Source organism: Roseomonas sp. BN140053 (assembly GCF_047690175.1).
Classification (GTDB): Bacteria; Pseudomonadota; Alphaproteobacteria; order Acetobacterales; family Acetobacteraceae; genus Roseomonas.
This window is the reverse complement of sequence record NZ_JBLLEB010000005.1, coordinates 24757-49093: the sequence shown is the minus strand read 5'-3', so window position 1 is coordinate 49093 and position 24337 is coordinate 24757. Positions and strand designations below refer to the sequence as shown.

The window sequence follows — 24337 nt, the reverse complement described above, 5'->3', positions numbered from 1 at the left end:
CCGGGGTGAACGAGTGTTCCACACCCTTCCCGTCCGAGGGCATTCCGGATCGGCCGCATCCGACTTCGATACCGGACCAAATCTCGTCCGCTCTTCCCCGGCAGTTCCCGGGCGCACCCCACAGATCGTTTTGATGTTGACACATACCGGGGCCCGATGCGAGCCTGCCGTATCGTTTCGATACGAGATCGATGATGCTGTCGGATTTTGAAGCGAAGCTCGTCGGTGTCGCTGAAGGCGAATTCCGGTCCTTCAACGGCATTCACGAAGCCGACGAACCGCTGGCATCACGCATCCCGCTTTACTGGGAAGCGGTCGGTCAGCCCTTTCCCGGCGTGGACACGCCTTGGTCGGCGGTGTTCGTCAGCTGGTGCCTGAAGCAGGCCGGGGCAAAAACGTCGGAATTTCTGTTCGCGGCCGCTCATTCGCGCTTCGTCCATTGGGCTATCAACAACGCCGAAACCAACCGTGGCCTGTTCCGGGCCTTTCCGTTTCGCGAAGTCTCTCCCGCCGTGGGTGATCTGGTTCAATGGAACCAACCGGGAAATACCTTCGACTTCGCTCACGCAGAAGCCCATGCCCAGTATCCCTCCCATTCGGCCATTGTTGTGGCAACCGGACAGGACGCATCCGGCCGCTTCGTGCAGACCATCGGCGGCAACGAGGGAGATTCGGTGCGGCGGACCCGGATACAGCTCGACCACACGGGCCTGATCGCGGAACGGAAAAGACAATCTTTCATCTCCGTCGTGCAAACGCTGAAGTGAGGATTGTGCCGTGACCCTTTCCCTTCGCCGCGACCAGGTCCTGAAGGGCGCCGCCTGGCTCACCAGCAACTTCGCCTCCCCGATCGCGGAAGCGATCCGCGGGACGCCGGTCAGCATCGCCCTCGTGCAGGCTATTGCGTGCAAGGAAACGCATAATCTCTGGTTGTCGCGGACCGCGACGCACAGACCGGAGGAGCTCCTCGCGAATTGCATCGGGGATGCGTGCGGCGATGTGCCGGAATGCAGCCGCACGGCCTTTCCGCGAAACGGCGGAGTATTCCGCGCGGAGTATGGCGACGCTTTCGCCGACGCGCTGATCGCTGAAGCAAACAAGATGCGCGCGATGCGGGGAATGCCGCCGTCGAAACTTCTCTACAAGGGCTACGGCATCTTCCAATACGACCTGCAACACGTCAAAGCGGATGAAGATTTCTTTCGCAAGTTCCAGTGGCACGACATGAACCATTGTCTCCATCGGCTCATGCGCGAGTTGAAAAAGAAGTTCGCCTCCGCGGGCGGCAACACGCGCGAGGCGGTGCGCCGGTACAATGGTTCCGGGGCGCGAGCGGAAGCCTATGCGGATGAGGTGATGCAGTTCTGCTCCTGGTGTGAGGGAACCACCTGAAACACCCTCCGGCCGGACAAAGGTGCCGAGAGCGACCTGAACCGTCCAGGGATTCAGGAAGCGGCTTTCTGAGCCGGACCGGGACCTCCGCTGAGAGCCTGCCGGAATGAACCGAGGTTTCGCAGCCGTGGGCGCACGGCGGCCGCTGGCGGGCTTTCGGCCCTTGCACCCCACCCCCCTTGCCCCAACCTCCCACCAAGTCCACACACCCTACCCCCACCTCCAGGAGCCCCGCCCTCAGTGCCAGCCTTCAAGTTCAACAACTTCAACGACCGCCAGAAGCACTCCGCCGAAGCCAAGAAGGCCCTGCTGGAGAAGTTCAAGGCCGCCCCCGGCCAGGACGACCCCGAGGTTGCCGCCCGCCGTGCCGAGCGCATGGCCATCGCCGAGGCCCGCGCGGTCCGCGAAGCCGAGCGCAAGCTCCTCAAGGAAGCCGAGGCCAAGCGCCGGGCCGAGGAAGAGGCCGCCCGCAAGGAGGAGGAAGCCCGTCTCGCCGCCGAGGCCGAGCGCGCCGCCGCCCTGGAAGCCCTGCGCCTCCGCGCGCTGGAAGCGGATGCCAAGGCGGCCCGCGACGCCCGCTACGCCGCCCGCAAGGCGCGTCGCCGCTGATCCCGGCGCGCCGGCCCGTCCCTTCCGATGGATGGGCCCGCGCCCTGACACTTCCGGCCGTATCTCTCACGTCGCCTTCCCACCGGGGCGCTGCGCGGGCGTCGTCGCGCCGGCCGGAAAACCTGGACAGCGCTGTTTTTCCTGATGACTTTCTGATCTCAACGGGATGATCGCGCTCGCCCGGCCTCCCATCCGGCCAATGCCCCGTGAAGTCGTAAGAAGGTAAGGCAGACACCCCGGCCCGATCACGCCCGGCGGAGCGGCCCGCTTCCCCCGCGCCCTCCCGCTCCTGGGCTGCTAGGCTCCGCGCGGCACCCTCGTCGCAGGAACCCCGGATGCCGGCACTGCCTCACCTGTCCCGCGACACGCTGCTGGCCCAGGGCGGCGGCCCCGACCCCGCCACGGGTGCCCTCGCCGTCCCGATCCACCCCGCTGTCACCTTTGCCCGCGACCCGGACGGGGCGCTGCGTTCCCCCATCGGCTACGGCCGCGAAGGGCAGGACAACCTGCGCCGCGTCGAAGCCCTGCTAGCCGCGCTGGAGGGCGGCGCGGACGCCCTGCTGTTTCCTTCCGGCTCGGCCGCCGCCACCAACCTGCTGCTCACCCTCCGGCCCGGCGACCACCTCCTGCTGCAGCGGGGGATGTACTACGAATTCCTGGACTGGATCGGCCGCTACGCCGCCGCCCACGGCATCGCCCTGGACCAGGTGGACCCCTCTGACCCCGCCGCTCTGGCCGCCGCGCTGCGCCCGGGCCGCACGCGGCTGGTCTGGATCGAGACCCCCTCCAACCCGCACTGGCGCAGCATCGACATCGCCGCCGTGGCCGCCCTGTCCCGCCCGGCCGGGGCGACGCTGCTGGTGGATTCCACCGCCGCCACCCCCGTGCTCACCCGCCCGATCGAGCACGGCGCCGACCTCGTGCTGCATTCCGCCACCAAGGCGCTGAACGGGCATGACGACGTGATGGCCGGCGCCCTGGTCTGCGCCCGCGCCGACCCCGCCTGGGATGCCCTGCGTGCCCTGCGCTACGCATCCGGCGCCGTGCCGGCCGCGGCGGAAGCCTGGCTGCTGCTGCGCGGGATGCGCACCCTGGCGCTGCGCGTCGGGCGCGCTTCGCACAGCGCCGCCCGCCTCGCCGCCGCGCTGGACGGGCATCCGGCGCTGGAGCGGGTGCTCTACCCCGGCCTCCCCGCCGATCCCGGCCATGCCGTGGCCGCGCGCCAGATGCGCGGCGGCTTCGGGGGCCTGTTGTCCCTGCAACTGCGCGGAGGCCCGCCGGCAGCCGGCCGCGCCGCCGCGGCGCTGACGCTGTTTCACCGCGCCACCTCCTTCGGCTCCTGCTCCAGCCTGGCGGAATGGCGCGCCAACGGCCCGGCGCCGGAGCTGCTGCGCCTGTCGGTCGGGCTGGAAGACCCGGCGGAGTTGCTGGCCGACCTGCAACAGGCGCTGGCGGCGGCGTAGCGAACTTTGTTCACGCGACGCGGTTAAGCCCACACCATATTGTTTCCGACGATGACACCGTGCCCGCCCCCCACCCCGCCTCGGGACCCTGCCGCGTGAGCCTGCCCGTTCCCCTGCGCCGGAACCCCGCCGCGTGAGCCTGCTCCGCACCTCGCTGCGCGACGGCTCGGCCCGCTTCGCGCTGCGCCGGCTGCGCGCCATCCGCCCGGCCGCCGAGCCCGCCTCCCCGGCCGAGGCGCGAGACGCCGCCGGGCTGGTGCGCGTCGCCTCCTACAACGTGCACAAATGCGTCGGCCGCGACGGCAAGTTCGACCCCGGCCGCGTCGCTGCCGTGATCAACGAGATCGGCGCCGACGTGGTGGCGGTGCAGGAAGCCGACCGCCGCTTCGGCCGCCGCACCGGCCTGCTGGACGCCCAGCTGCTGCGCGACGAGGGCGGGCTGTGCCTGGTGCCGGTGTCCGACCTGCATGACGGCCACGGCTGGCATGGCAATGCCCTTCTCCTGCGCCACGGCGAGGCCATCCGCATCCGCCGCCTCGCCCTGCCGGGCGCCGAGCCGCGCGGCGCGGTGATCGCGGAGCTCGCCCTGCCCGCGGGCAAGCTGCGGGTGGTGGCGGCGCATTTCGGCCTCCTGCGCCGTTGCCGCGCGCGCCAGGGCGCCGCCATCCTGCACGCCCTGCGCGACGGCGAGCCGATGCCCACCCTGATGATGGGCGACCTCAACGAGTGGCGCCCCGGCCGCCGCTCCGCGCTGCGGGTGATGGAGCCCTTCTTCGGCCCGCTGCCGGACGGCCCCCCTTCCTTCCCGACGCGGCGGCCGGTGCTGGCGCTGGACCGCATCCTGGGCTGGCCGCAGGGGCTGGTGGCCTCGGTGGAGGTGCATGACAGCCCGCTGGCTCGCGTGGCCTCCGACCACCTGCCGCTCACCGCGCGGGTGGACCTCAGCCCGAACGGGGCGGTGCAGCTGTGCCGCCCCGCCGACGCGGCCTGACCCGCCCGTGAGCAGCACCGCCCTCCGCCGCGCCCCGGACTCCGTCGGCCCCGGCGGTGCCGTGCCGCTGGACGACACGCTGGACCGGCTGCTGGGCGAGATCCGCGCCCGCACCGGCGCGGCGCTGGTGGTGGACGGGCTGGAAGCTTTCGCCCTGCGCGCCGTCTCGGCCCGCTCCGCCACCCGCACGCTGGACCTGCAATACTACGCCTGGCACGACGGCGTGACCGGCCGCCTCCTGGCGCGGGAGGTGCTCTGCGCCGCCGACCGCGGCGTAAAGGTGCGCCTGCTGCTGGACGACACCGCCGTGCTGGGCGACGACGCTGCCTTCGAGGCGCTGGTGACGCTCTGCGTCCACCCCAGCATCGAGACGCGGCTGTTCAACGCCCATCGCTGGCGCTTCCTGGGGCGCTTCGGCTTCGCGCTGGAGATGCTGCTGTCGCGCGGGCAGCTGAACCACCGCATGCACAACAAGTCCTGGATCGCCGACGGCCGGCTGGCGATCCTGGGCGGGCGCAACATCGGCAACGAGTATTTCGATGCCGCCGGCGACTTCAACTTCCGCGACCTCGACATCGTGGTGGCCGGCGAGGCTGCCTCCCAGGCGGTGACGCAGTTCGAGCGCTACTGGAACCACCGCCTGTCCCGCCGCGTCTCGGCCTATGCCGGCACGGTGCCTTCCGCCGCGGCGCTGGAACACCTGCGCCACTCGCTCGCGGCCTCGGTGGAGGACCCCGACGCGGCACCCTACCTGGAATGCCTCCAGGCCGCGCGCGACGCGGGGGACATCCTGCACGGCGACCGCGCCCTGCTGCCGGCCGACCGCGTGCGCGTGGCCGCCGACCCGCCGGACAAGGCCACCGGCGCGGAGGTGGAGGGCAAGCTGGTGCGCGCGGTGGACGCCGCGCTCAGCGAAACCCGCTACGAGGCGCTGCTGATCTCGCCCTATTTCGTGCCGGGCGAGGCCGGGGCGCAGGTGCTGATCGACCTGGTGAAGCGCGGCGTGAAGGTGTCGGTGGTCACCAACTCCCTGGCCGCCACGGACGTGGTGGCGGTGCATGGCGGCTACAGCCGCTACCGCCGCCGGCTGCTCAAGGCGGGGGTGGAGATCTTCGAGCTGAAGCGCTCCGGCCAGGAGGAGAGCGGCGTGCTGGGCTCCCGGGGTGCGAGCCTGCACACCAAGGCCTTCGCCCTGGACGGCACGCAGATCTTCGTGGGCTCCTTCAACCTCGACCCGCGCTCGGCCGACCTGAACACGGAGATGGGAGCCTTTCTGCGCCACCCCGGCCTGACCCGCGCCCTGCGCGAGGAATTCGCCCGCCTCGCTTCGCCCGAGCGTTCCTACCGCGTCGCCCTGAAGCACGGGCTGATGACCTGGACCGACCGCGGCGCGAAGGGCCGCCGCCGCGTGCAGCGCAAGGAACCCGACGCCGACTGGCGGCGCCGGCTGATCACCCAGCTCGTGCGCTGGCTGCCGATCGAATCGCAGCTGTAGCGCCGCTCCGGGACGCCGCGGGAGGACCTCCCGGCAGCGATCTTGATTTCATCTCCGGAACGGACTTCGATACTCGCGCTCGACCCGGACAAAGAGCGCGAACATGCCGGACTCCCAGCCTTTCGGGCCTCCCCTCTCGGATGAGGACGGGGAGGTGCTGAAATTCGTCCGGAGCCTGCAACGGGACGGCCGGCTGCTCCTTCGCCACATCGCCCGGCGCTCGGACACCTCGCTTCCCTGGAGCGCGCAGGCCAGCGGCGGCCAGCTCGAGCACGCGCCTGCCATCCTGCTCGCGGACGCGCAGCAGCTGGCGGAAAGCCCCGACCACCTCGCGGCGCTGGCGAGCCAGGTGGACAACCTCAGCCGCCACGCCGCCCCCGCCAATGTGCGGAGCATCCGCCTGACCTGCGCCTATCTGCGCATGTCGCCCGAAGGGGGCGAGCCGTCCGAGGATGTGCGGCGTGAGGCCAAGCGCCTGAAGCTCACCATGAACGGGGTTGCCGCCTTCTCGATCACCGTGTTCCTGGTGGCCGTGGCCCTCCTGGCGCATGTGGAGGACGGCAGGCGGGCCGTGCAGCGGCTGGAAGCCATGCGTGTCGAGCAGCTGGCCATCCAGCGCGACATGGCCGCGCTGACCCTGGCGGATACCCGCCCGCTGGCCGTGCCGGAAACGGCGGGACCGGCTGCGGGCGCGCCGGCGCCGGCCGGCAGCCCCGCGCCCGCGACGCTGCCGCAGCCCGGCGAGGGTTTCCTGCTGTCCTGCACGCCGCCGGCCTCCGCGGCCGGGGCCGCCAACGCCGTCCACCGGCGGGTTCCCGCCAATGAGCGCGCGGCGGCGGTGTGCGGCCGGTTCCAGGATCTCGGGCGCCGCTTCGACCTCACCTATGTGCGGCTGGGCACCTGGAACTGCCGGACCCATGCCGTGCTGACCTTCGGCCTCGGCGGCTGCGGCAGCCCGTCGGTTCCCCTGCCCGCCGGCATCGACCTGGAAGCCTGGCAGAACACGGAGCTCCGCGTCGCCGGCACCATGGCGGTGCTGACCGGCTTCGCCTTGCCGATGCTGCTGGGCTGCCTGGGCGGCTGCGCCTACGCGCTGCGGCGGCTGGACGAAAAGCTGCTGAACTGGACCCTGGAGCCGCGCGACGGCAAGCACTCCGTGCTGCGGGTCGCGCTGGCCGCCATCCTGGGCGGGCTGGTGGGGGTGGTCTGGACGGCGGACGAGCCCGTGCATCTCGGCGGCTTCGCGCTCTCGCTCTCGGCGACGGCCTTCTTCGTGGGCTTCTCGGTGGAGGTGGTGTTCAAGGTCATCGAGACGGTGGTCAGCGGCGTTGCCGCCACGCTGCGCTCCTCGACGGCGCCCCAGCCGCTCCCGACGCCCGTTCTCCCGGCGCAGCCGCAGGCCCGGAGCCTGGGCCTGCCGCCGCGAACGGGCAGCGGCACGGCACCGGCCGGCACGAGGAACGCCCCCATCACCGCCGCAGAGCCGGCCGGCGCCGTGCAGCCTGCCCAGTAAGCCGCGACGCGACCTCGGACCCTGTCGCGGCCAGGGTGGCAGCCGGCACCCTCCGGAGCCACGGCCCATCACCGCGAGCCGGGGCGGCGACACCGCCCGGCCGCCCCGGTGAAAGCCGCCGGCGCTGCACAGCCGCGAGGTCGGCCGGCCGCCTCAGTTCCCCACCGCCGCCCCGGCCGGACGGCGGTTGTCGTTGGCGCCGTAGAACAGCCCCGGCCGCATCCCGCCGGTCAGCGAGGCATCGTTGCCGGACGACGACGCCCCGGCCGCGGCCGGCGCCGCGGCACCCAGCGCCACCACCTCCGCCGCGCCCCAGGGCGTCTGCTCGGTGATGCGGTAGCCCATCTCGCGCAGCAGCTTCTGCGTGTCCGCCGACAGGGCGAAAGGCTCAGCATAGACCTCGTCCGGCAGCCACTGGTGGTGGACGCGCGGCGCGTCCACCGCCGCCTGCGGCTCCATGCCGTGATCCACCACGTTGACCAGGGTTTGCAGCGTGATGGTGATGATGCGCGACCCGCCGGGCGAGCCCAGCACCAAGAAGGGCCGCCCATTCCGCAGCACGACCGTCGGCGCCATGGACGACAGCGGCCGCTTGCCGGGGGCGATGCTGTTGCGCTCGCCCTGCACCAGCCCGAACAGGTTGGGCACGCCGGGCTTCACGGTGAAGTCGTCCATCTCGTTGTTCAGCAGGAAGCCAGTGTCGCCCGCGATCACCCCGGCCCCGAACGATCCGTTGATGGTGTAGGTCACCGACACCGCGTTGCCCGCCGCATCCACCACCGAGTAATGCGTGGTTTCCGGCCGCTCATGCGGCTCGCCGCCCGGCACCACCTCGCGGGATGGGGTGGCGCGGTCGGGCAGGATGCGGGCGCGGGTGGCGGCGGCGTATTCGGCCGAAAGCAGCCGCTCCACCGGGTTGCGCACGAATTCCGGGTCGCCCAGCAGGGTGTTGCGGTCGAGATAGGCGTGCCGCATCGCCTCCACCATCACGTGCACGGTGTTGGCGGAGTTGAAGCCAGAGGCGCGCAGGTCGTAGCCCTCCAGCACTTGCAGGATCTGGCACATCGTCACCCCGCCCGAGGAGGGCGGCGGGGCCGAGAGCACGGTGGTGTCGCGGTAGCGGCACGTCAGCGGCTCGGACTGCGTGACGCGGTAATTCGCGAAATCCGCCGCGGTCAGGATGCCGCCCCCGGCGCGCGAGGCCGCCTCCACCTGCTGCGGGATGCGCCCGGCATAGAAGGCGCTCGTGCCGTCGCGCGCGATGGCCTCCAGCGTGTTCGCCAGATCGGCCTGCACCAGCCGGTCGCCCGGCCGCCAGCGCGAGCCGTCGGGCCGCAGGAAGATGCGCGCCACGTTCGGTTGCGCGCGGAACATCTCCGTCCTGCTGTCCAGGATGTCGGTGTCGCCGCGCACCAACACGAAGCCCTCGCGCGCCAAGCGGATCGCCGGCGCCATCACCTGCGCCCGCGGCAGCGTGCCGTAGTCGCGCAGCGCCGTGTCCAGCCCCATCACCGTGCCGGGCACGCCCGCCGCCTTGAAGCCGTTCAGGCTGGCGCCGCGGATCACCTCGCCCGCCGCGTCGAGATACATGGCGGCGGTGGCCGCGGCCGGCGCCATCTCGCGGAAGTTGATGAAGCGGGCGCGGCCATCGGCCAGCCGCAGCACCAGGAAGCCGCCGCCGCCGATGTTGCCGCAGCAGGGATTCACCACCGCCTGGGCGTAGCCCACGGCCACCGCGGCATCCACGGCATTGCCGCCGGCGCGCAGCATCTCCGCCCCCGCCTCGGAGGCGAGCCGCTGCGACGATACCACCATGCCGCGCTCGGCCTCCGCCGCCGGCGCCGAGGCCGCCCGTGCCGCGCCCGCCGCGGCCAGCAGCAACAGCCCGGCTCCGCACGCTGCCCATCCCCGCATGAACGCGCCTCCCCCATCCCGGCCCCGCCGCCACGTTGCGAGGGCGACGGCCACAGGGACGCATGCGGGCACGGCGGCGACAAGGCTGTCCCGCGGCGGCGTCACGCCGCGGGCCGGCGCCGCGCTTCCAGCAGCAGATGCGCCGCCGGCAGCAGCAGCGGCACCCCGCTATACACCAGCCCGGCCAGCACCCGGTCGGCGTCCAGCGGCGCGGCAAGGAGGTCCTGGGCCACGCGCGGCAGGGTCCATAACAGCAGCGGCGGCAGCGCCGAGAACACCCCGATGCGCACCAGCCTCGCCCGCCGCCGCAGCCCCGCCCGGCCATCCGCCAGAAAGGTGACCGCCAGCGCGAGCAGGCAGCACACCGCCACCACGGTGCAGGCCGCGAGCAGTGCCATCAGCAGGACGCCGCCCCCGGTCCACAGATCCTGGAACAGCTTCGGCCTGCCCTGCACCAGCATCGCACCGAGGCTGAACAGCGCGATGGGGGTGAGCATCACCGCGGCCGGCACGGTCATGGTCAGCATCAGCACCGCGCAGGGCAGCGCCGGCAGCATCTCGGCCGCCAGGAGCAGCCGGCTATGGGTTTCGCGCATGCGCGGCAACCTGTTGCAGGACGGCAACATCCTGCCCGAACCGGGCGGGTCGGCGCCATCCCCGCCCCGCCCGCGCCTTAGCCCGGCACGAAGGCCTGGGTCCGCACCAGCCGGGCATAGAGCCCGTCGCGCCCCATCAGCTCGGCATGGCTGCCAGCTTCCGCGACGCGCCCCTCCTCCATCGCCACGATCAGGTCGGCATCGCGCACCGTGCTCAGCCGGTGCGCCACCACCAGCGTGGTGCGCCCCTGCCGCAGCCGGGCCAGCGCCGCCTGCACTGCCGCCTCGTTCTCGGCGTCCAGGGCGGAGGTCGCCTCGTCCAGCAGCAGCACGCGGGGGTCGCGCAGCAGCGCCCGGGCGAGCGCCACGCGCTGCCGCTGCCCGCCCGACAGGCGCGAGCCGCCGGTGCCCAGCACGGTGTCGTAGCCCTGCGGCAGCGCCTGGAGGAAGCCATGCGCGGCGGCGGCGCGGGCGGCTTCCTCCACCGCGGCACGGCTGGCGCCGTGGCGGCCGCAGGCGATGTTGTTGAAGGCGCTGTCGTCGAAGATCACCGCCTCCTGCCCGACATAAGCGATGGCGTCCCGCAGCGAAGCCAGCGACACCGCGCGCACATCCGCCCCGTCCAGGCAGACCCGCCCGCCGGACACGTCGTGCAGCCGCGGCAGCAGCGCCAGGGCGGTGGACTTGCCCGCGCCGGAGGGTCCCACCAGCGCCACCGTGCGCCCCGGCTCCGCAGTGAAGGAGACGCCGCGCAGCGCTGCCTCGGCCACGCCCTCGTAATGGAAGGACACGCTCTCGAACTGCACGCGCCCCTGCCCGGCCGGCAGGGAAGGCGCGCCGGGGGCCTCGGTGACGCGGCGCGGCGCGTCGGTCACGCCGAAGACGCGCGACAGCCCGGCCAGCCCTTCCTGCAGCGCGGCGTTCAGGCTGCCCAGCGCCCGCACCGGGCGGGAGGCGATCAGCAGCGCCGCCACGAAGCCGGTGAACTCGCCCACCGTGCCGACGCCGGCCGACACCCGCCACCCCACGAAGCCCAGCACCGCGGCCACGGCCACGCCGCCGAGCGCTTCCAGCATCGGGTCCAGGCTGGCGCGGGTGCGGGCGATGCGCAGCAGGCTGTCGCGCAGATGGGCAAAGGCACCGGCAGCGCGCCGTTCCTCCGCCTCCTCCAACCGGTAGGCGCGCACGACGCGGGCGGCGGCGAAGGATTCCGTCAGCGTCGCCGCCAGTTCCCCCACCCGGTCCTGCATCCCACCCGAAGCGCGGCGGATGCGCTTGCCCAGCCGCAGCACCGGCACGATGGCGAGGGGATACAGGATCGCCGCCACCAGGCTCATCTGCCAGTCCAGCCACACCATCGAGGCCACCAGCCCCACCACCGTCAGCACGTCGGCCACGCCGTTGATCGCCTTGGTCAGCGCTTCGCGGATGGCCTGGGCATCGGCGGTGAAGCGGGCGGCGTGGCGGGCCGGCGCGTCGCGCGCCAGGGCGGCCAGGTCGGCGCGGGTCAGCGCGCGGAACAGGTCGTTCTGCAACGCCTCGATGACCCGCAGCACCACGGACTGCACCGACACCGCCTGCCCGTATTGCGCCAGCGCCTTGAACAGCGTCAGCACGATGATGGCGGGCGGCGCCAGCCAGACGATGCGCGGGTCGCCGGTCGTGAACAGGTCGAAGGCCTGCTGGATCACCACCGGATACAGCGCCGTCAGCCCCGCCACCGCGCCGGTGCACAGCAGCGCCACCAGGATGCCGCGCGGGTGCTGCCGGACATAGTGTTTCCACAACCGCGCCAGCAGCACGCGCGAGGTGTCGTCCGTCACGGCCGGCTTCGCACGGCCCGGCGCAGCAGCGGGAACCACCCCGGCACCGCGGCTGGCGGCGGTGTCCTCCGGGGCCGAACCGGCCAGGGCCGCGCCGGGACTGGCCTCGGCCCCGGGCATCGCGCCGGGGACGGGCAGAACACGGGACGCGCTCGCGGGGGGAGCGGAAGAAGCGGGAAGCGCCATGGCGCGCCGGGGTTAGCACGCGCCCGCCCGCCGCGCGCCCCTCCTCCCCGGAGGCGCCGGGCCAAACCCGCCGCACGCGGTCCCGGGCAGCCCCGGCACACCCGTGGCACGCGGCTGGCTACGGCGCGCAGCCGAAGGGCGCCCCGGATCGCCGCCCCGTTTGCCCAGGAGTATCATGCCTTGCCCGACACCCGCCGCCGCGCCGCCCTGCACCGCGTGCCCATGCGCCACCCCGGCGACACCGCGGCCATCGAAGCGCTGTTCGACGCCGGCACGCTGGACCCCGCCGCGGTGGTGGCCATCCTCGGCAAGACGGAGGGCAATGGCTGCGTCAACGACTTCACCCGCGCCTATGCCGTGGCCGAGCTGGGCACCATGCTGGCGGCCCGCCTGGGCACCACGCGCGAGGCGGTGCTGAACCGCGTCGCCATGGTGATGTCCGGCGGCACGGAAGGCGGGCTGTCGCCGCACTTCCTGCTGCTCTCCGTCACGCGGACCGCCGATCCCGCCACCCCCGAAGGCGCCCTGGCGATCGGCACCGCCTTCACCACCCCCTTCCGCCCCGAGGAACTCGGCCGCATGCCGCAGGTGGAGCGCACCGCCGCCGCCGTGCGCGAGGCCATGCGTGACGCCTCCCTTTCCGACCCCGCCCAGGTGCATTTCGTGCAGGTGAAGTGCCCCCTGCTGACCACCGAGCGCATGGCGGATGCCGCCAGCCGCGGTCAAACCGTGGCCACGGCCGACACCTACGAATCCATGGCCCTGTCGCGCGGCGCCTCCGCCCTGGGCGTCGCCCTGGCCCTGGGCGAGGTTTCGCCCGAAGCCCTGTCCGACGCCGCGGTCAATGCCGACCTGTCGCTCTGGTCCGGCCGCGCCAGCGCTTCCGCCGGGGTGGAGCTGGAGCGTAACGAGGTGATCGTGTTCGGCAACAGCCCCGGCTGGGCCGGCGACCTGGTGATCGCGCACGACGTGATGCGCGACGGCATCGACCTGCCCGCGGTGCAGGCGGCGCTGCGCGGCGCCGGGCTGGACACCGCCGGCGGCCAGCTCGCACCCGCGGAAGCGGAACGGCTGCTGGCCCTGCTGGTGAAGGCGGAACCCGCCGCCTCCGGCAACATCCGGGGGCGGCGGCACATCATGGCGGATGACAGCGACATCAACGCCACCCGCCACGCCCGCGCCCTGGTGGGCGGCGTGGCCGCGGCCGCCGTGGGCCGCACCGACCTCTTCGTATCCGGCGGCGCGGAGCACCAGGGGCCCGATGGCGGCGGCCCGGTGGCGGCCATCGCCCGGCGCGCCCGCTGAGTGGCAGGCCGGGTCGTTGCGGCTGAGGCCAGGGGGGCGCTGCCCCCTCGGCCAGGGTCCGTTCAGCCCGGAAAGAACCGTTCCGTCCGAACGAACCCGGCGACGCTCAGCTCAGGCCGCGACGCTGCGGCTGCGGCGGGCGTTGTCCAGCGCCCAGGCACCGGGCCCGGCCACGGACAAGTACAGGAAGATGAAGCAGAACAGGATCGCCGCGTCGCCGCCATTCAGCACCGGGAAGAAGTTCCGCGGTGCGTGCCCCATGAAATAGGCGAAGGCCATCTCACCCGCGAGGATAAAGGCCACCGGCCGGGTGAACAGGCCGAGCAGCACCAGGATGCCGCCCACCAGTTCCAGCACGCCCGCGAACCAGGACAGCGTCATCGCTTCCGGCAAAGGCCGGCCCAGCGGGGGGAAGTCGAGCAGCTTCTGCGAGCCGTGCGCGATGAACAGCAGGGCCGTCATGATGCGCAGCACGGCCAGCATCCGTGGCGCCCAAACCGTGAGCAGGGTGTCGTTCGGCAACATGGGGGGCGATTCTCCGGCAATTTTCCGGAAGGGTTAGCCTGTTCCGCGCCCGCCGGCTCCATTCGCCGCGCCGATAACCGCGATCACCTCGGCCAATCGGGCGCGGCAGGCCTCGGCCCCGGCCACGCAGCCGCCGGCCAGCCACCACTCCTCCACCGCGCGCAGCACCGCGCCCACCCGCGGGCCCGGCCGCACGCCCAGGGCCAAGGCGTCGCGCCCGGCCAGGGGAAAGCGGGGCGGCGGTTGCGCCGCCACCTCCGCCCGCAGCGCCGCACGGTCGGCGCCGTCCCGCGCCTCGGCCAGCCACAGCGCCAGCGCGGCATCCGTGCCCGGCGCGGCGAAGCCCGCCCGGTGCCGCCAGGCCGCCACATCCCCGGCCGAGGCACCCGGGCGCGGCACCGCCTCGCCGGCCACCAGGGTCGCCAGCCGCCCGGCTTCCTCGTTGGACAGGCGCAGGCGATGCGCCAGCGCCGCACTCTCGGCGCCCAGGGGCAGCAGCGCGGCCAGCCGCAGCAGCGATTCCGCCGGGGCGCCCAGGCGCACCAGCGCCCGCAGCCCATCCAGTTCCGTCGCTTCCGGCAGCACGGCGCCCAGCACGCCGCTTTCCGCCATCAGCGCCACCGCCGCGACCGGGTCCGGTGCGGCCAGCAAACGCTTGATCTCGCTCCAGACCCGTTCGACCGAAAGCCGCCCGAGATCGGGCACCGCGCCGCGGATGGCGGCCACCGCCGCCGGGTCCGCCGCCCCGGTGCCGTAGCGGGCGTGGAAGCGGAAGAAGCGCAACGCCCGCAGCGCGTCCTCGCGCAGCCGGGTGGCGGGGTCGCCCACGAAGCGCACGATCCCGGCGCGCAGGTCGTCGCGCCCGCCGAACCAGTCCCACAGGTTGCCGGCGGCATCCACGGACATGGCGTTCACCGTGAAGTCGCGCCGGGCGGCGTCCTCGCGCCAGTCAGTGGTCCATTCCACCACGGCGTGCCGTCCATCCGTGGCCACGTCGCGGCGCAGGCTGGTGACCTCCACCGGATCGTGGTCCAGCACCGCCGTCACGGTGCCGTGCGACAGGCCGGTGTCGAAGACCCGCAGCCCCGCGCGCCGCAACCGCGCCGAGCTCTCCTCCGGCGGCAGCGGCACGCCCACATCCACGTCGGCGATGGGCCGCCCGGCCAGGGCATCGCGCACGCAGCCGCCCACGGCGCGGGCGCCGGGCAGCGCGGCCAGCACCGCGGCCGCGGCGCCCTCGCGCAAACGGTCCGGCAAGGGCCGCAGCCAGCCATGCGGGGCCTCGTCGCCCGGGGTAGGCAGGGTCGGGGCAGGCAGGGCCAGGGCAGCCGTGCCCGGGGGCGGCGGGTGCGGGTGCGGGGCCGTGCCATCCGGCGCTGCCGCACCCGGCACAGCATCGCCGGCCCGATCTGGGCTAGGCCCGGTCACGTTTTCGGCACCGCCCGCGCCGGGGCCACGCTGCCATCCGGTTGCAGCTCGCCGGGGACGTAGACGACGTCGCGCCCCAGCCGGTGCCACAGCCCGTAGCCCGCCGTGGCCGCGGCGGCGAGCACCACGCCGGCCAGGCACAGCCAGATCACCGGCAGGGGCGGCGGCCGCGCCCCCGGCAGCAGCCAGCGCCACAGGAAGAACAGCACGAAGGGCGTGGCAAACAGCGCCACGTCGATCAGCGCGGGCACGGCGCCCGCAGCACCAGGGCGAGATTGCGCAGGATTGCGGCCGTGGCGCCCCAGATCAGCTGCGTTTCGTGCGGCCAGACCCAGTAATGCCGTTCCCGCCCGCTCCATACCCCGCTGCGGCGCTCCGGAAAGGTCGGGTCCAGCAGGCGGTCGATCGGGTACTCGAAGATTTCCGCCACCTCGGACGGGTCGGGCGTCACCGAGAAGGGCGGGGTCAGCAGCGCCACCACGGGGGTGATGTGGAAGCCCGTGCCGGTGCGGTGTTCCGGCAGGCGGCCGACGATTTCCGGCAGGCGCGGGTCCAGCCCCACCTCCTCCGCCGCCTCGCGCACCGCTGCGGCCTCGGGGGTTTCCCCCGCCTCGATGCGGCCGCCCGGCAGCGCCACCTGCCCGGCATGGGCGGACAGGGCCGCCGAGCGCAGGGTCAGCAGGATGCTCGGCGCCTCGCCCAGCAGCACCGGCACCAGCACGGCGGCGCGCCGGCGGGGCGGCACGTCCTCCATCCCTTCGGCATCGTCGCTCTCGCTGGCCGGCAGGAAGCCGGTGCCGCCCGGCCGGCCCAGCGCCGCCAGCAGCCGGCGGGACACCTCGGCCGCCGTCAGCCCCTCGGCCGCGCCTGCATCGGTGTCGAGGGGCGCCTCGGGAGCCGCGACCTCGGGCGCGCTCACGCGCCCGGGTTGTCCAGGGCGTCCTCGTCCTCGTCGTCCCAGTCCTCGGCCTCGTCCGAACCGGGCTCGCCGATGGGAAAGAACACGCCCTCGCTCCAAACGCCCAGCACCTGCCGGCCGTCCAGCGTTTCAGGCTCGGCCAGGGCCACCAGCTCGTAGAACACGGCGCGGCAGATCCGGGCTTCCAGGCCCGGCCGCACCAGGATGTAAGGGCTCGGCTCGCCGGTGACGGGGTCGATCTCGACCCGGATCGGGTGCTCGCTGTTGGCCGTCACCACCTCGTCCAGGTTGGTGCGAAAGGTCAGGCATTGCTGCTTGCCGCCGTCATGGGCGCAGTTGCAGTGCCGCCAGCACAGCTCCACCGCTACGAAGGGCACGTCGTCCACGACGATCCGCCCCCGCTCCACCGGCGTTTCCAGCACGTAGCCGCCATCCGGCTCGCGCTTCAGGACGCTGGCGAAGAGGCAGACCAGTTCCTTCCGCCCGATCGGGGAGCCCTGGTAGTGCCAGGTGCCATCGCGGGCGATCCGCATGGCGAAGTCGCCGCAGTCGGGTCTTCGCGTCCCCCCCGCCGCTGTTACCAGCGGTAGCGGTTTCGTTGTTTCCTCGCGCGCCGCTAGGGTCATAGGCTGATCCATGCCGTGACGACTGTGTTCCACCGGGTCCCGATCTCGAGCCACCGGACCTGGCGGCAGGCTGCATATAGGTAGGGGGTAAGGTATGGTTGAAGTGGCAGCCGACACGCATCGCTCTCCGGCCGGTGAGGAAGCCACGGTTCTGGCCGCCCAGGCCGAGGCGCTGGGCGAGCGGCTGTCCCTGGCCCGCGACGCGGTGGGCCGGGTGATCCTGGGCCAGGCGGAGGTGGTGGAGCAGACGCTGGTCTCCCTCCTTTCGGGCGGCCACGTGCTGCTGGTGGGTGTTCCCGGCCTGGGCAAGACCAAGCTGGTGGAAACCCTGGGCACGGTGCTGGGGCTGGACAGCCGCCGGGTGCAGTTCACCCCCGACCTGATGCCGGCCGACATCCTGGGCTCCGAGGTGCTGGAAGAGGGCGAGGGCGGCAAGCGCGCCTTCCGCTTCATCCGCGGCCCGATCTTCTGCCAGCTGCTGATGGCCGACGAGATCAACCGCGCCTCCCCGCGTACCCAGTCCGCCCTGCTGCAGGCCATGCAGGAGCGCAAGGTGGCCGTTGCCGGCGAGGTGATCGACCTGCCCGCCCCCTTCCACGTCCTGGCCACCCAGAATCCGATCGAGCAGGAAGGCACCTACCCCCTGCCCGAGGCCCAGCTCGACCGCTTCCTGCTGGAGGTCGAGGTCGGCTACCCCGATGCCGCCGCCGAGCGCGCCATGCTGCTGGCCACCACCGGTGCCGCCGAGGCCCGCGCCCAGCGCGTCCTGTCCCCCGGCGAGCTGGTGGCCGCCCAGGCCCTGGTGCGCCGCCTGCCGGTCGGCGAGGCGGTGCTGGACAGCATCCTGCGCCTGGTGCGCGGCGCCCGTCCGGACGACGCGGCGGCCAGCGAGGTCAGCCGCCACCTCGCCTACGGCCCCGGCCCCCGCGCCGCCCAGGCGCTGATGCTGGCCACCCGCGCCCGCGCCCTGCTGGACGGGCGCCTGTCGCCCTCGCTGGACGACGTGGCCGCCCTGGCGGAGCCGGTGCTGCGGCACCGCATGTCCCTGAGCTTCGCCGCCCGCGCCGACGGCGTCCGCCTGCCCGAGGTCATCGCCGCCCTGAAGAACAGCATTGGCTGAGCGCCCCCTGCCCGACCCCGCCGCCCCCCGCCCCGCCCCCAACGCCACCCCCGCCGGCGCGGCGGGAACGCGGCCGCCGCGCGGCACCCCGGCGCCGGTGTCCCCACGCGATGCCGCCGCGCGGGCCGAGGCCGCCGCCAGCGCCCTGCCGCCCCTGGCCGTGGCCGCCGAGCGCGTGGCCGCCACGGTGATGCAGGGCGTGCACGGCCGCCGCCGCTCCGGCCAGGGCGACGCCTTCTGGCAGTTCCGCCCCCACCTGCCCGGCGACGGCGCCGGCCGCATCGACTGGCGCCAGAGCGCCAAGACCGACCGCCTCTTTGTCCGCGAAACCGAATGGGAAGCGGCGCAGACCGTGGGCCTGTGGCGCGATGCCGGCCCCGGCATGGATTGGTCCGGTGCCCCCTCGCGCGGCACCAAGCGGGCCCGCGCCGACCTCCTCCTGCTGGCGCTCGCCGCCCTGCTGCTGCGCGGCGGCGAGCGGGTGCGGCTGTTCGGCCACGGCCGCGCCCATGCCGGCCGTGGCGCCCTGGCCCCCCTGGCCGACGCGCTGAACCGCGCCGCCGGCCCACCGGCCGAGCCGCGCCTGCCCCGCCACGCCCGCGCCGTGCTGTTCGGCGACTTCCTCGCCCCGCTGGAGGAAATCCGGCGCGAGGTGGCGACCCTGGCCGCCCAGGGGGTGCGCGGCCATCTGGTGCAGGTGCTCGATCCCGCCGAGGAAACCCTGCCCTTCAACGGCCGCGTGCGCTTCGAGCCCCTGGCGGGCGGCGAGGCGGCGCTGGTGCCGCGGGTGGAAGGCGTCCGCGCCCTCTACGCCGAACGCCTCGCCGCGCATCGCGACGGTTTGGCCGCCGTGGCCTCCGCCGCCGGCTGGCGCCTGCTGTGTCACCGCACCGACCACCCGCCGCAATCGGCGCTGCTGGCGCTGTGGCAGGGCCTCGCCCCGGCGCGGGGTGCCGCGTGACCCTGGGCCCGCTGCTCTTCGCCGCGCCCTGGCTGCTGCTGGCGCTGCCCGCCCTGCCCGCCCTGTGGTGGCTGCTGCGGGTCACCCCGCCCTCGCCCAAGCGGCAGTCCTTTCCGCCCGCCCGGCTGCTGCGCGACCTGCCGGCAGTGGAGGAAACCCCGGCCCGCACTCCCCTGTGGCTGCTGCTGCTGCGCCTCCTCGCCGCGGCGCTGATCGTGCTCGGCCTGGCGCGGCCGGTCTGGGATGCCGCGGCCGGGGCCGGCGGCGCCGGGCCGCTGCTGCTCGCGCTCGATGACGGCTGGGCCTCGGCGCCGGATTGGCCCGCCCGCCTCGCTGCCGCCCGCGCCGCGCTGGACGCCGCCGGGCGCGAGGGCCGCCCCGTGGCCCTCCTCGGCACCGCCGCGGACGAGCGCGGCGACCCGCCCCGCCCCACCCCGCCCCTGCCGGCGGAAGAAGCGCGCGCCCGCCTCGCCGCGATGCGCCCGAAGCCCTGGTCGCCCGACCGCGCCGCCGCCGCCGCCGCCCTGCCGGACTGGCAGCGGGCGCACGGCAACCGCGCCGCCTCCCTGCTGGTCTCCGACGGTCTGACCCACGGTGCCGAGGCGGCCGACCCGCTGGCCACCGCCCTGGCCGCGATGGGCCCACTGACGGTGGCGCGACGCGATGCCGCCCATCCCCTGCGCGTGCTGCCGCCGCCGCGCGCGGAAGCGGACCGCCTCGTGCTGACGCTGCGGCAAACCCCGGCCCCCACGGCCACGCAGGCGGCCGTGCTGGCGCGCACCGCCGATGGCCGCACCCTCGCCCGCCTCGCCGTGCCGGTGCCGGCCGGGGCCGCGACGGCCGAAGCTTCCCTGGAACTGCCGCTGGAGATCCGCGAGCAACTGATCCGCCTGGACCTGGAGGACGCCCCCGGACTGTCCGCCGGCGCCGCCGGCACGGTGCTGCTGGACGAGCGCTTCCGCCGCCGCCCCGTCGGCCTGCTGGCCGGGCAGGAGGACGCGGCCGACATCCCGCTGACCGGCGCGCTCTACTACCTCGACCGCGCGCTTTCCCCCTTCGCGGAGGTGCGCCGCGGCGCGCTGGACACGCTGCTGTCGCGCAAGCTGGCCGTGCTGGTGCTGGCCGACCGCCCCCTGACCGACGCGCGCGAGGTCCAGGCCGTCACCCGCTTCGTGGAGGAAGGCGGCCTGCTGCTGCGCTTCGCCGGCCCCCGCACCGCCGAGCACCCCGACCCGCTGCTGCCCGTGACCCTGCGCGCCGGGGAACGGCAGCTCGGCGGTTCGCTGAGCTGGGAACAGCCGCAGCACCTCGCCCCCTTCGCCGACACCTCGCCCTTTGCCGGCCTGCCCGTGCCGCCGGAGGTCACCGTGAGCACCCAGGTCCTGGCCGAGCCCGCGCCGCGCCTGGCCGAGCGCACCTGGGCGACGCTGGCCGACGGCACGCCGCTGGTCACCGGCCTCGGCCGCGGCGCCGGGCGGATCGTGCTGATGCACGTCACCGCCAACGCCGACTGGTCCGACCTGCCGCTTTCCGGCCTGTTCGTGGACATGCTGCGCCGCCTCGTCTCACTTTCCGCCGGGGTGGCGGGGTCGGAGAACGGCGTCACCCTGGGCCCGATCGAGACGCTGGACGCCTTCGGCCGCCTCGGCGCCCCGTCGCCCGCCGCCACCGGCATTCCCGCCGACCGCTTCGCCGACACCGCCCCCGGCCCGCGCCACCCGCCCGGCTGGTACGGCGTCCCCGGCGAGGGCGGCGAGCGCCGCGCCCTGAACCTGTCCGCCTCCCTGCCGCCGCCCACCCTCCTCGGGGCGCCGCCGGCCGGGGCGCGGTTGGAAAGCCTCGGCGGCGTGCCGGCGGAGCGCGACCTCGGACCCTGGCTGCTGGCCGCGGCGCTGATCCTGCTGGCCGCCGACCTGATGGCCTCCCTGTGGCAGCGCGGCCTGCTGCGGCCGGCGCGCGCCGTGGCCGGCGCGGCGATCCTGGCCCTGCTGCTCGCCCCCGCCGCGGGCTGGGCGCAGGGCGGCCCCCGCGCCGGCAGCCGCGGCGCCCCGGCGGAGGACTCCCCCGCCCTGGCCACCCGCCTCGCCTACGTGGTTACCGGCGACGCCCAGGCGGACGACACCGCCCGCGCCGGGCTGGTGGGGCTGTCGGACTACGTCAACCGCCGCACTGCCACCGCCCTGGCCGATCCGCTGGCGGTGCAGCCCGGCACGGACGACCTGAGCTTCTTTCCCCTGCTCTACTGGGTGGTGCTGCCCGACGCCCCGGCGCTGAGCCCGCAGGCCTCGGAAGCCATGAACGCCTTCATGCGCAACGGCGGCATCATCCTGTTCGACACCCGCGACGAAGGCTCCGGCGAGGGCACCTCCCCCGGTGCCGCCGCCGCCCTGCGGCGGGTGACGCGCGACCTCGCCATTCCGCCCCTGGCCCCGATCCCCGAGGACCACGTCCTGAAGCGCTCCTTCTACCTCCTCCCCGACCTGCCCGGCCGCTGGGCCGGCGGCACGGTCTGGGCGGCGCGCGACGAGGACCGGGCCAATGACAGCGTCTCCCCCGTGATCATCGGCGGCCACGACTGGGCCTCGGCCTGGGCGGTGGACGCGCGCGGCAACAATCCCCACGCCGTGGTGCCGGGCGGGGCGCGGCAGCGGACGCTGGCCTACCGCTTCGGCGTCAACCTCGTGATCTACGCGCTGACCGGCAACTACAAGGGCGACCAGGTCCACGTGCCGGCCATCCTGGAACGGCTGGGCAATTGACCCCGGCGGGAGTTTTCGGCGCGTGACCCGCACCCTGTCCAGCATCGACTTCGCCCCGATCCTGCCCGTCTGGCTGCTGGCCATCCTGGCGGTGCTGGCCCTCCTTGCCCTCGGCCTCGCCCTGCTGCGCCGGGCGCGCGGCGCCTGGTGGCGCGCCCTGGCCTTCGCCCTGGTGCTCGGCGCCCTGGCCAACCCGCGGCTGGTGGAGGAAAGCCGGGAAACCCGCCCCGACATCGCCCTGCTGCTGGTGGACCGCTCCGACAGCGCCCGGCTCGGCCCCCGCGCCGCGCAGATCGAGGCCGCCCGCGTCGCCCTGGAAGCCCGCGCCGCCCGCCTGCCCGAGCTGGAGCTGCGCACCGCCACGGCCGAGGAAGGCGGCAACCGCGGCACCCGCCTCAACGCCGCGCTGGAACGCGCCCTGGCCGAGATCCCCCGCGCCCGGCTGGCCGGTGTGATCGCCCTGACCGACGGCCAGGCGCACGACATCCCCGCCGAGCCCGGCCTGGACGCGCCCTTCCACGTCCTGCTCCCCGGCCGCCCCGGCGAGGTGGACCGCCGCCTCCGGGTGATCGAGGCCCCCGGCTTCGGCATCGTCGGCCGTTCCGTGGAGCTGCGCGTGGCGGTGGAGGATCTCGGCGCCCCGTCGGGCAGCAACGGCGCCGTGCGCCTGAGCATCCGCCGCGACGGCGGCGCCCCGCGCGTGGAGAGCGTCCCCCTCGGCCGCGAGCACCGCATTAGCGTGCCCATCGAGCGCGGCGGCAACACGGTGGTGGAGGTCGCCGCCGAGGAACGCCCCGGCGAAGTCTCCACCCTGAACAACCGTGCCGTGGTCACCGTACACGCCGTGCGCGACCGGCTGCGCGTCCTGCTGGTGTCCGGCGAACCCCATGCCGGCGAGCGCACCTGGCGCCGGCTGCTCAAGGCCGACCCCAACGTCGACCTCGTGCACTTCACCATCCTGCGCCCGCCGGAGAAGGACGACCTGACGCCGCTGAACGAGCTGGCGCTGATCGCCTTTCCGGTGCGCGAACTGTTCCAGCAGAAGCTGCGCGACTTCGACCTGATCGTCTTCGACCGCTTCTCCAACCGCGGCATCCTGCCGCCGCAGTACCTGCGCAACATCGCCGAATACGTCCGCAACGGCGGCGCCCTGCTGATGTCGGCCGGGCCGGAGTTCAGCGGCCCCGCCAGCCTGGCCGCCACCGCCTTGGGCCAGGTGCTGCCCGCCCGCCCGCTGCCCGGCGCCGGCGCCGTGGCGGAAGGCCCCTTCCGCGCCCGGGTCAGCGAGGCCGGCCAGCGCCATCCCGTCACCGAAGGGCTGCCCGGCGCCAACCCCGCCCCGCCGGCCGGCGCGGTCGCCGCTCCGGACGCGCAACCCTCCTGGGGCCGCTGGTACCGCCACCTGCGCGCCGACCCGCGCGGCGGCACGGTGGCGATGGAAGCCGACGGCGCCCCGCTGCTGCTGCTGGACCGCGTCGGCGAAGGCCGCGTCGCCCTGCTGCTGAGCGACCACATCTGGCTCTGGGCCCGCGGCCACGACGGCGGCGGCCCGCAGGCCGAGCTGCTGCGCCGCATCGCCCACTGGTTGATGCGCGAGCCGGAGCTGGAGGAGGAGGACCTCACCGCCGCCGTGGCCGACGGCACGCTGACCGTCACCCGCCGCAGCGTGGACGCCGCCCCGGCGCCCGAGATCACCGTCACCGCCCCCGACGGCACCGTGTCCCGCCACGCCCCACGGGTCGCCGGCGGCGGCCGTTCCGTGGTGGAGCTGCCCGCCACCGCCGCGGGCGTTTGGCAGGCCAGCGACGGCCGCCGCACCGCCTTCGCCGCCGCCGCCGCGCCCAACCCCGCCGAGATCGCCGACCTGCGCGCCGATCCCGGCCCGGTGCAGCCGCTGCTGCGCGCCTCCGGCGGCGGGGTGCGCTGGATGGGCACGGGCGAGCAGCCGCTGCTGCCCGATCTGCGCCGCGTCGCCGCGGGCCGCGACGCCCAGGGCGGCGGCACCGGCGGCGGTGCCGGGCCCAGCGGTGCCGCGCCCGGCTGGATCGGCCTGCGCCGCAACGAGGACCACACCGTCACTGGCCTGTCCGCCCTGCCGCTGCTGCCGCCCTGGCTGGCGCTGGTGCTGGTGCTCGGCACCGCCGTGATCGCTTGGCGCCGCGAAGGCGCCTGAGGCGGGGCACCGCCGCCCGGAGGCGCCGGGGCAGCGCCCAAGGGGGCCCCCGGGGGTGCCAGGGGGCACCGGGCATCAACAGCCCGCGCGCGGCCTTCCCGGATGGCCGCGGCGCGACCACCTCGGGAGGGCCATGCGATATGCCCTGCTCGCCCTTCCCCTGCTCGCCGCCGCCTGCGCCGCCCCGGGGCCCACGCTGGACCAGCGGCTGGCCACCTTTGTTGGCCGCCCCGAGGCCGAACTCGTCGCCGAACTCGGCGTGCCCGTCCGCACCTACGAGACCGGCGGCCGCAAGTTCCTGGAATTCCAGAACCAGCGCACCGTGGCGGTGGCCGGCGACCCGCTGATCGGCGGCTTCTACGGCACCGGCTTCTATGGCGGCGGCTTCTACGGGCCGCGCGGCATCGGCCTGGGCTACGGCAGCTTTGGCACCTCCTACGTGGCCGTCGGCTGCAACGTCACCTTCGCGCTGCGCGACGCCCGGGTGGAAAGCTTCACCTTCCGCGGCCAGGGCTGCGCCTGATCCCGGCTCTGCGGGG

The 24337-nt window shown here is 74.3% G+C and carries 21 protein-coding genes; 13 read left to right on the top strand and 8 right to left on the bottom strand.

Annotation, left to right across the window (positions count from 1 at the left end; translation table 11 throughout):
- Positions 1-191 precede the first annotated feature (191 nt).
- The 7 genes from ACLIBK_RS06975 (at position 192) to ACLIBK_RS06945 (ending at position 7463) form a co-directional block, all read left to right on the top strand.
- Positions 192-767: a DUF2272 domain-containing protein gene (locus ACLIBK_RS06975; protein ID WP_415386514.1), complete on the top strand. Its 576-nt coding sequence runs from the start codon at positions 192-194 to the stop codon at positions 765-767.
- Between the two features lie 10 nt (positions 768-777).
- A complete protein-coding gene (locus ACLIBK_RS06970) occupies positions 778-1392 on the top strand; it encodes a hypothetical protein (RefSeq protein ID WP_415386513.1) in 615 nt (204 codons plus the stop codon).
- A gap of 240 nt (positions 1393-1632) precedes the next feature.
- Positions 1633-2001: a DUF6481 family protein gene (locus ACLIBK_RS06965; RefSeq protein WP_415386512.1), complete on the top strand. Its 369-nt coding sequence runs from the start codon at positions 1633-1635 to the stop codon at positions 1999-2001.
- Positions 2002-2336: 335 nt separating this feature from the next.
- Positions 2337-3464 (top strand): trans-sulfuration enzyme family protein, encoded by a 1128-nt coding sequence (locus tag ACLIBK_RS06960; protein WP_415386511.1) that lies wholly within the window; start codon positions 2337-2339, stop codon positions 3462-3464.
- A 133-nt stretch (positions 3465-3597) separates the two neighbouring features.
- Entirely contained in the window at positions 3598-4455 is an 858-nt protein-coding gene (locus tag ACLIBK_RS06955; RefSeq protein ID WP_415386510.1) for an endonuclease/exonuclease/phosphatase family protein, read from the top strand.
- Positions 4456-4462: 7 nt separating this feature from the next.
- A complete protein-coding gene (locus ACLIBK_RS06950) occupies positions 4463-5950 on the top strand; it encodes a phospholipase D family protein (RefSeq protein ID WP_415386509.1) in 1488 nt (495 codons plus the stop codon).
- 154 nt (positions 5951-6104) lie between these two features.
- The gene (locus ACLIBK_RS06945; protein ID WP_415386508.1) at positions 6105-7463 is read left to right on the top strand and encodes a hypothetical protein; all 1359 of its coding nucleotides are present in this window, start codon (positions 6105-6107) and stop codon (positions 7461-7463) included.
- 153 nt (positions 7464-7616) lie between these two features.
- Here ACLIBK_RS06945 and ggt read toward each other — a convergent pair whose 3' ends face one another.
- From ggt to ACLIBK_RS06930, 3 genes are all read right to left on the bottom strand, one after another.
- Complete coding sequence (ggt, locus tag ACLIBK_RS06940; RefSeq protein WP_415386507.1) at positions 7617-9344, bottom strand: gamma-glutamyltransferase; 1728 nt, start codon at positions 9342-9344, stop codon at positions 7617-7619.
- 134 nt (positions 9345-9478) lie between these two features.
- Entirely contained in the window at positions 9479-9973 is a 495-nt protein-coding gene (locus ACLIBK_RS06935; RefSeq protein ID WP_415386506.1) for a hypothetical protein, read from the bottom strand.
- A 77-nt stretch (positions 9974-10050) separates the two neighbouring features.
- The gene (locus ACLIBK_RS06930; protein ID WP_415386505.1) at positions 10051-11796 is read right to left on the bottom strand and encodes an ABC transporter ATP-binding protein; all 1746 of its coding nucleotides are present in this window, start codon (positions 11794-11796) and stop codon (positions 10051-10053) included.
- 366 nt (positions 11797-12162) lie between these two features.
- Here ACLIBK_RS06930 and ACLIBK_RS06925 point away from each other — a divergent pair, with 366 nt between their 5' ends.
- The gene (locus ACLIBK_RS06925) at positions 12163-13287 is read left to right on the top strand and encodes a ring-opening amidohydrolase (RefSeq protein ID WP_415386504.1); all 1125 of its coding nucleotides are present in this window, start codon (positions 12163-12165) and stop codon (positions 13285-13287) included.
- Between the two features lie 111 nt (positions 13288-13398).
- On the opposite strand, the gene ACLIBK_RS06920 is transcribed toward ACLIBK_RS06925, so the two are convergent.
- The 5 genes from ACLIBK_RS06920 to ACLIBK_RS06900 all read right to left on the bottom strand — a co-directional run bounded on the left by ACLIBK_RS06920 (position 13399) and on the right by ACLIBK_RS06900 (position 16785).
- Positions 13399-13812 carry a DoxX family protein gene (locus ACLIBK_RS06920; RefSeq protein ID WP_415386503.1) on the bottom strand — a complete coding sequence of 138 codons (414 nt, stop codon included), beginning with the start codon at positions 13810-13812 and terminating at the stop codon, positions 13399-13401.
- A gap of 33 nt (positions 13813-13845) precedes the next feature.
- Positions 13846-15078, bottom strand: a complete 1233-nt coding sequence (locus ACLIBK_RS06915) for a CCA tRNA nucleotidyltransferase (protein WP_415386713.1) — start codon at positions 15076-15078, stop codon at positions 13846-13848.
- A gap of 158 nt (positions 15079-15236) precedes the next feature.
- On the bottom strand, positions 15237-15491 hold the full coding sequence (locus ACLIBK_RS06910; RefSeq protein ID WP_415386502.1) for a hypothetical protein: 255 nt from the start codon (positions 15489-15491) through the stop codon (positions 15237-15239).
- Positions 15479-16159: a CoA pyrophosphatase gene (locus ACLIBK_RS06905; protein ID WP_415386501.1), complete on the bottom strand. Its 681-nt coding sequence runs from the start codon at positions 16157-16159 to the stop codon at positions 15479-15481. The genes ACLIBK_RS06910 and ACLIBK_RS06905 overlap by 13 nt, the downstream gene beginning before the upstream one ends.
- The gene (locus ACLIBK_RS06900; RefSeq protein WP_415386712.1) at positions 16156-16785 is read right to left on the bottom strand and encodes a DUF1285 domain-containing protein; all 630 of its coding nucleotides are present in this window, start codon (positions 16783-16785) and stop codon (positions 16156-16158) included. The genes ACLIBK_RS06905 and ACLIBK_RS06900 overlap by 4 nt, the downstream gene beginning before the upstream one ends.
- A gap of 94 nt (positions 16786-16879) precedes the next feature.
- On the opposite strand from ACLIBK_RS06900, the gene ACLIBK_RS06895 reads away from it, so the two are divergent.
- The 5 genes from ACLIBK_RS06895 to ACLIBK_RS06875 all read left to right on the top strand — a co-directional run bounded on the left by ACLIBK_RS06895 (position 16880) and on the right by ACLIBK_RS06875 (position 24321).
- Positions 16880-17905: an AAA family ATPase gene (locus ACLIBK_RS06895; protein ID WP_415386500.1), complete on the top strand. Its 1026-nt coding sequence runs from the start codon at positions 16880-16882 to the stop codon at positions 17903-17905.
- Positions 17898-18866, top strand: coding sequence for a DUF58 domain-containing protein (locus ACLIBK_RS06890; protein WP_415386499.1), 969 nt, complete (start codon positions 17898-17900; stop codon positions 18864-18866). The genes ACLIBK_RS06895 and ACLIBK_RS06890 overlap by 8 nt, the downstream gene beginning before the upstream one ends.
- Positions 18863-21625, top strand: coding sequence for a DUF4159 domain-containing protein (locus ACLIBK_RS06885; protein ID WP_415386498.1), 2763 nt, complete (start codon positions 18863-18865; stop codon positions 21623-21625). The genes ACLIBK_RS06890 and ACLIBK_RS06885 overlap by 4 nt, the downstream gene beginning before the upstream one ends.
- 22 nt (positions 21626-21647) lie before the next feature.
- Positions 21648-23798 carry a hypothetical protein gene (locus ACLIBK_RS06880; RefSeq protein WP_415386497.1) on the top strand — a complete coding sequence of 717 codons (2151 nt, stop codon included), beginning with the start codon at positions 21648-21650 and terminating at the stop codon, positions 23796-23798.
- Positions 23799-23931: 133 nt separating this feature from the next.
- Positions 23932-24321: a hypothetical protein gene (locus ACLIBK_RS06875; protein WP_415386496.1), complete on the top strand. Its 390-nt coding sequence runs from the start codon at positions 23932-23934 to the stop codon at positions 24319-24321.
- Positions 24322-24337: the final 16 nt, after the last annotated feature.

What these genes read in the sequence shown, in the direction of transcription:
- ACLIBK_RS06975 (WP_415386514.1), top strand. Translation starts at nt 192, where the DNA reads ATGATGCTGTCGGATTTTGAAGCGAAGCTCGTCGGTGTCGCTGAAGGC.
- ACLIBK_RS06960 (WP_415386511.1), top strand. Translation starts at nt 2,337, where the DNA reads ATGCCGGCACTGCCTCACCTGTCCCGCGACACGCTGCTGGCCCAGGGC.
- ACLIBK_RS06935 (WP_415386506.1), bottom strand. Translation starts at nt 9,973, where the DNA reads ATGCGCGAAACCCATAGCCGGCTGCTCCTGGCGGCCGAGATGCTGCCG.
- ACLIBK_RS06920 (WP_415386503.1), bottom strand. Translation starts at nt 13,812, where the DNA reads ATGTTGCCGAACGACACCCTGCTCACGGTTTGGGCGCCACGGATGCTG.
- ACLIBK_RS06900 (WP_415386712.1), bottom strand. Translation starts at nt 16,785, where the DNA reads ATGACCCTAGCGGCGCGCGAGGAAACAACGAAACCGCTACCGCTGGTA.
- ACLIBK_RS06895 (WP_415386500.1), top strand. Translation starts at nt 16,880, where the DNA reads ATGGTTGAAGTGGCAGCCGACACGCATCGCTCTCCGGCCGGTGAGGAA.
- ACLIBK_RS06875 (WP_415386496.1), top strand. Translation starts at nt 23,932, where the DNA reads ATGCGATATGCCCTGCTCGCCCTTCCCCTGCTCGCCGCCGCCTGCGCC.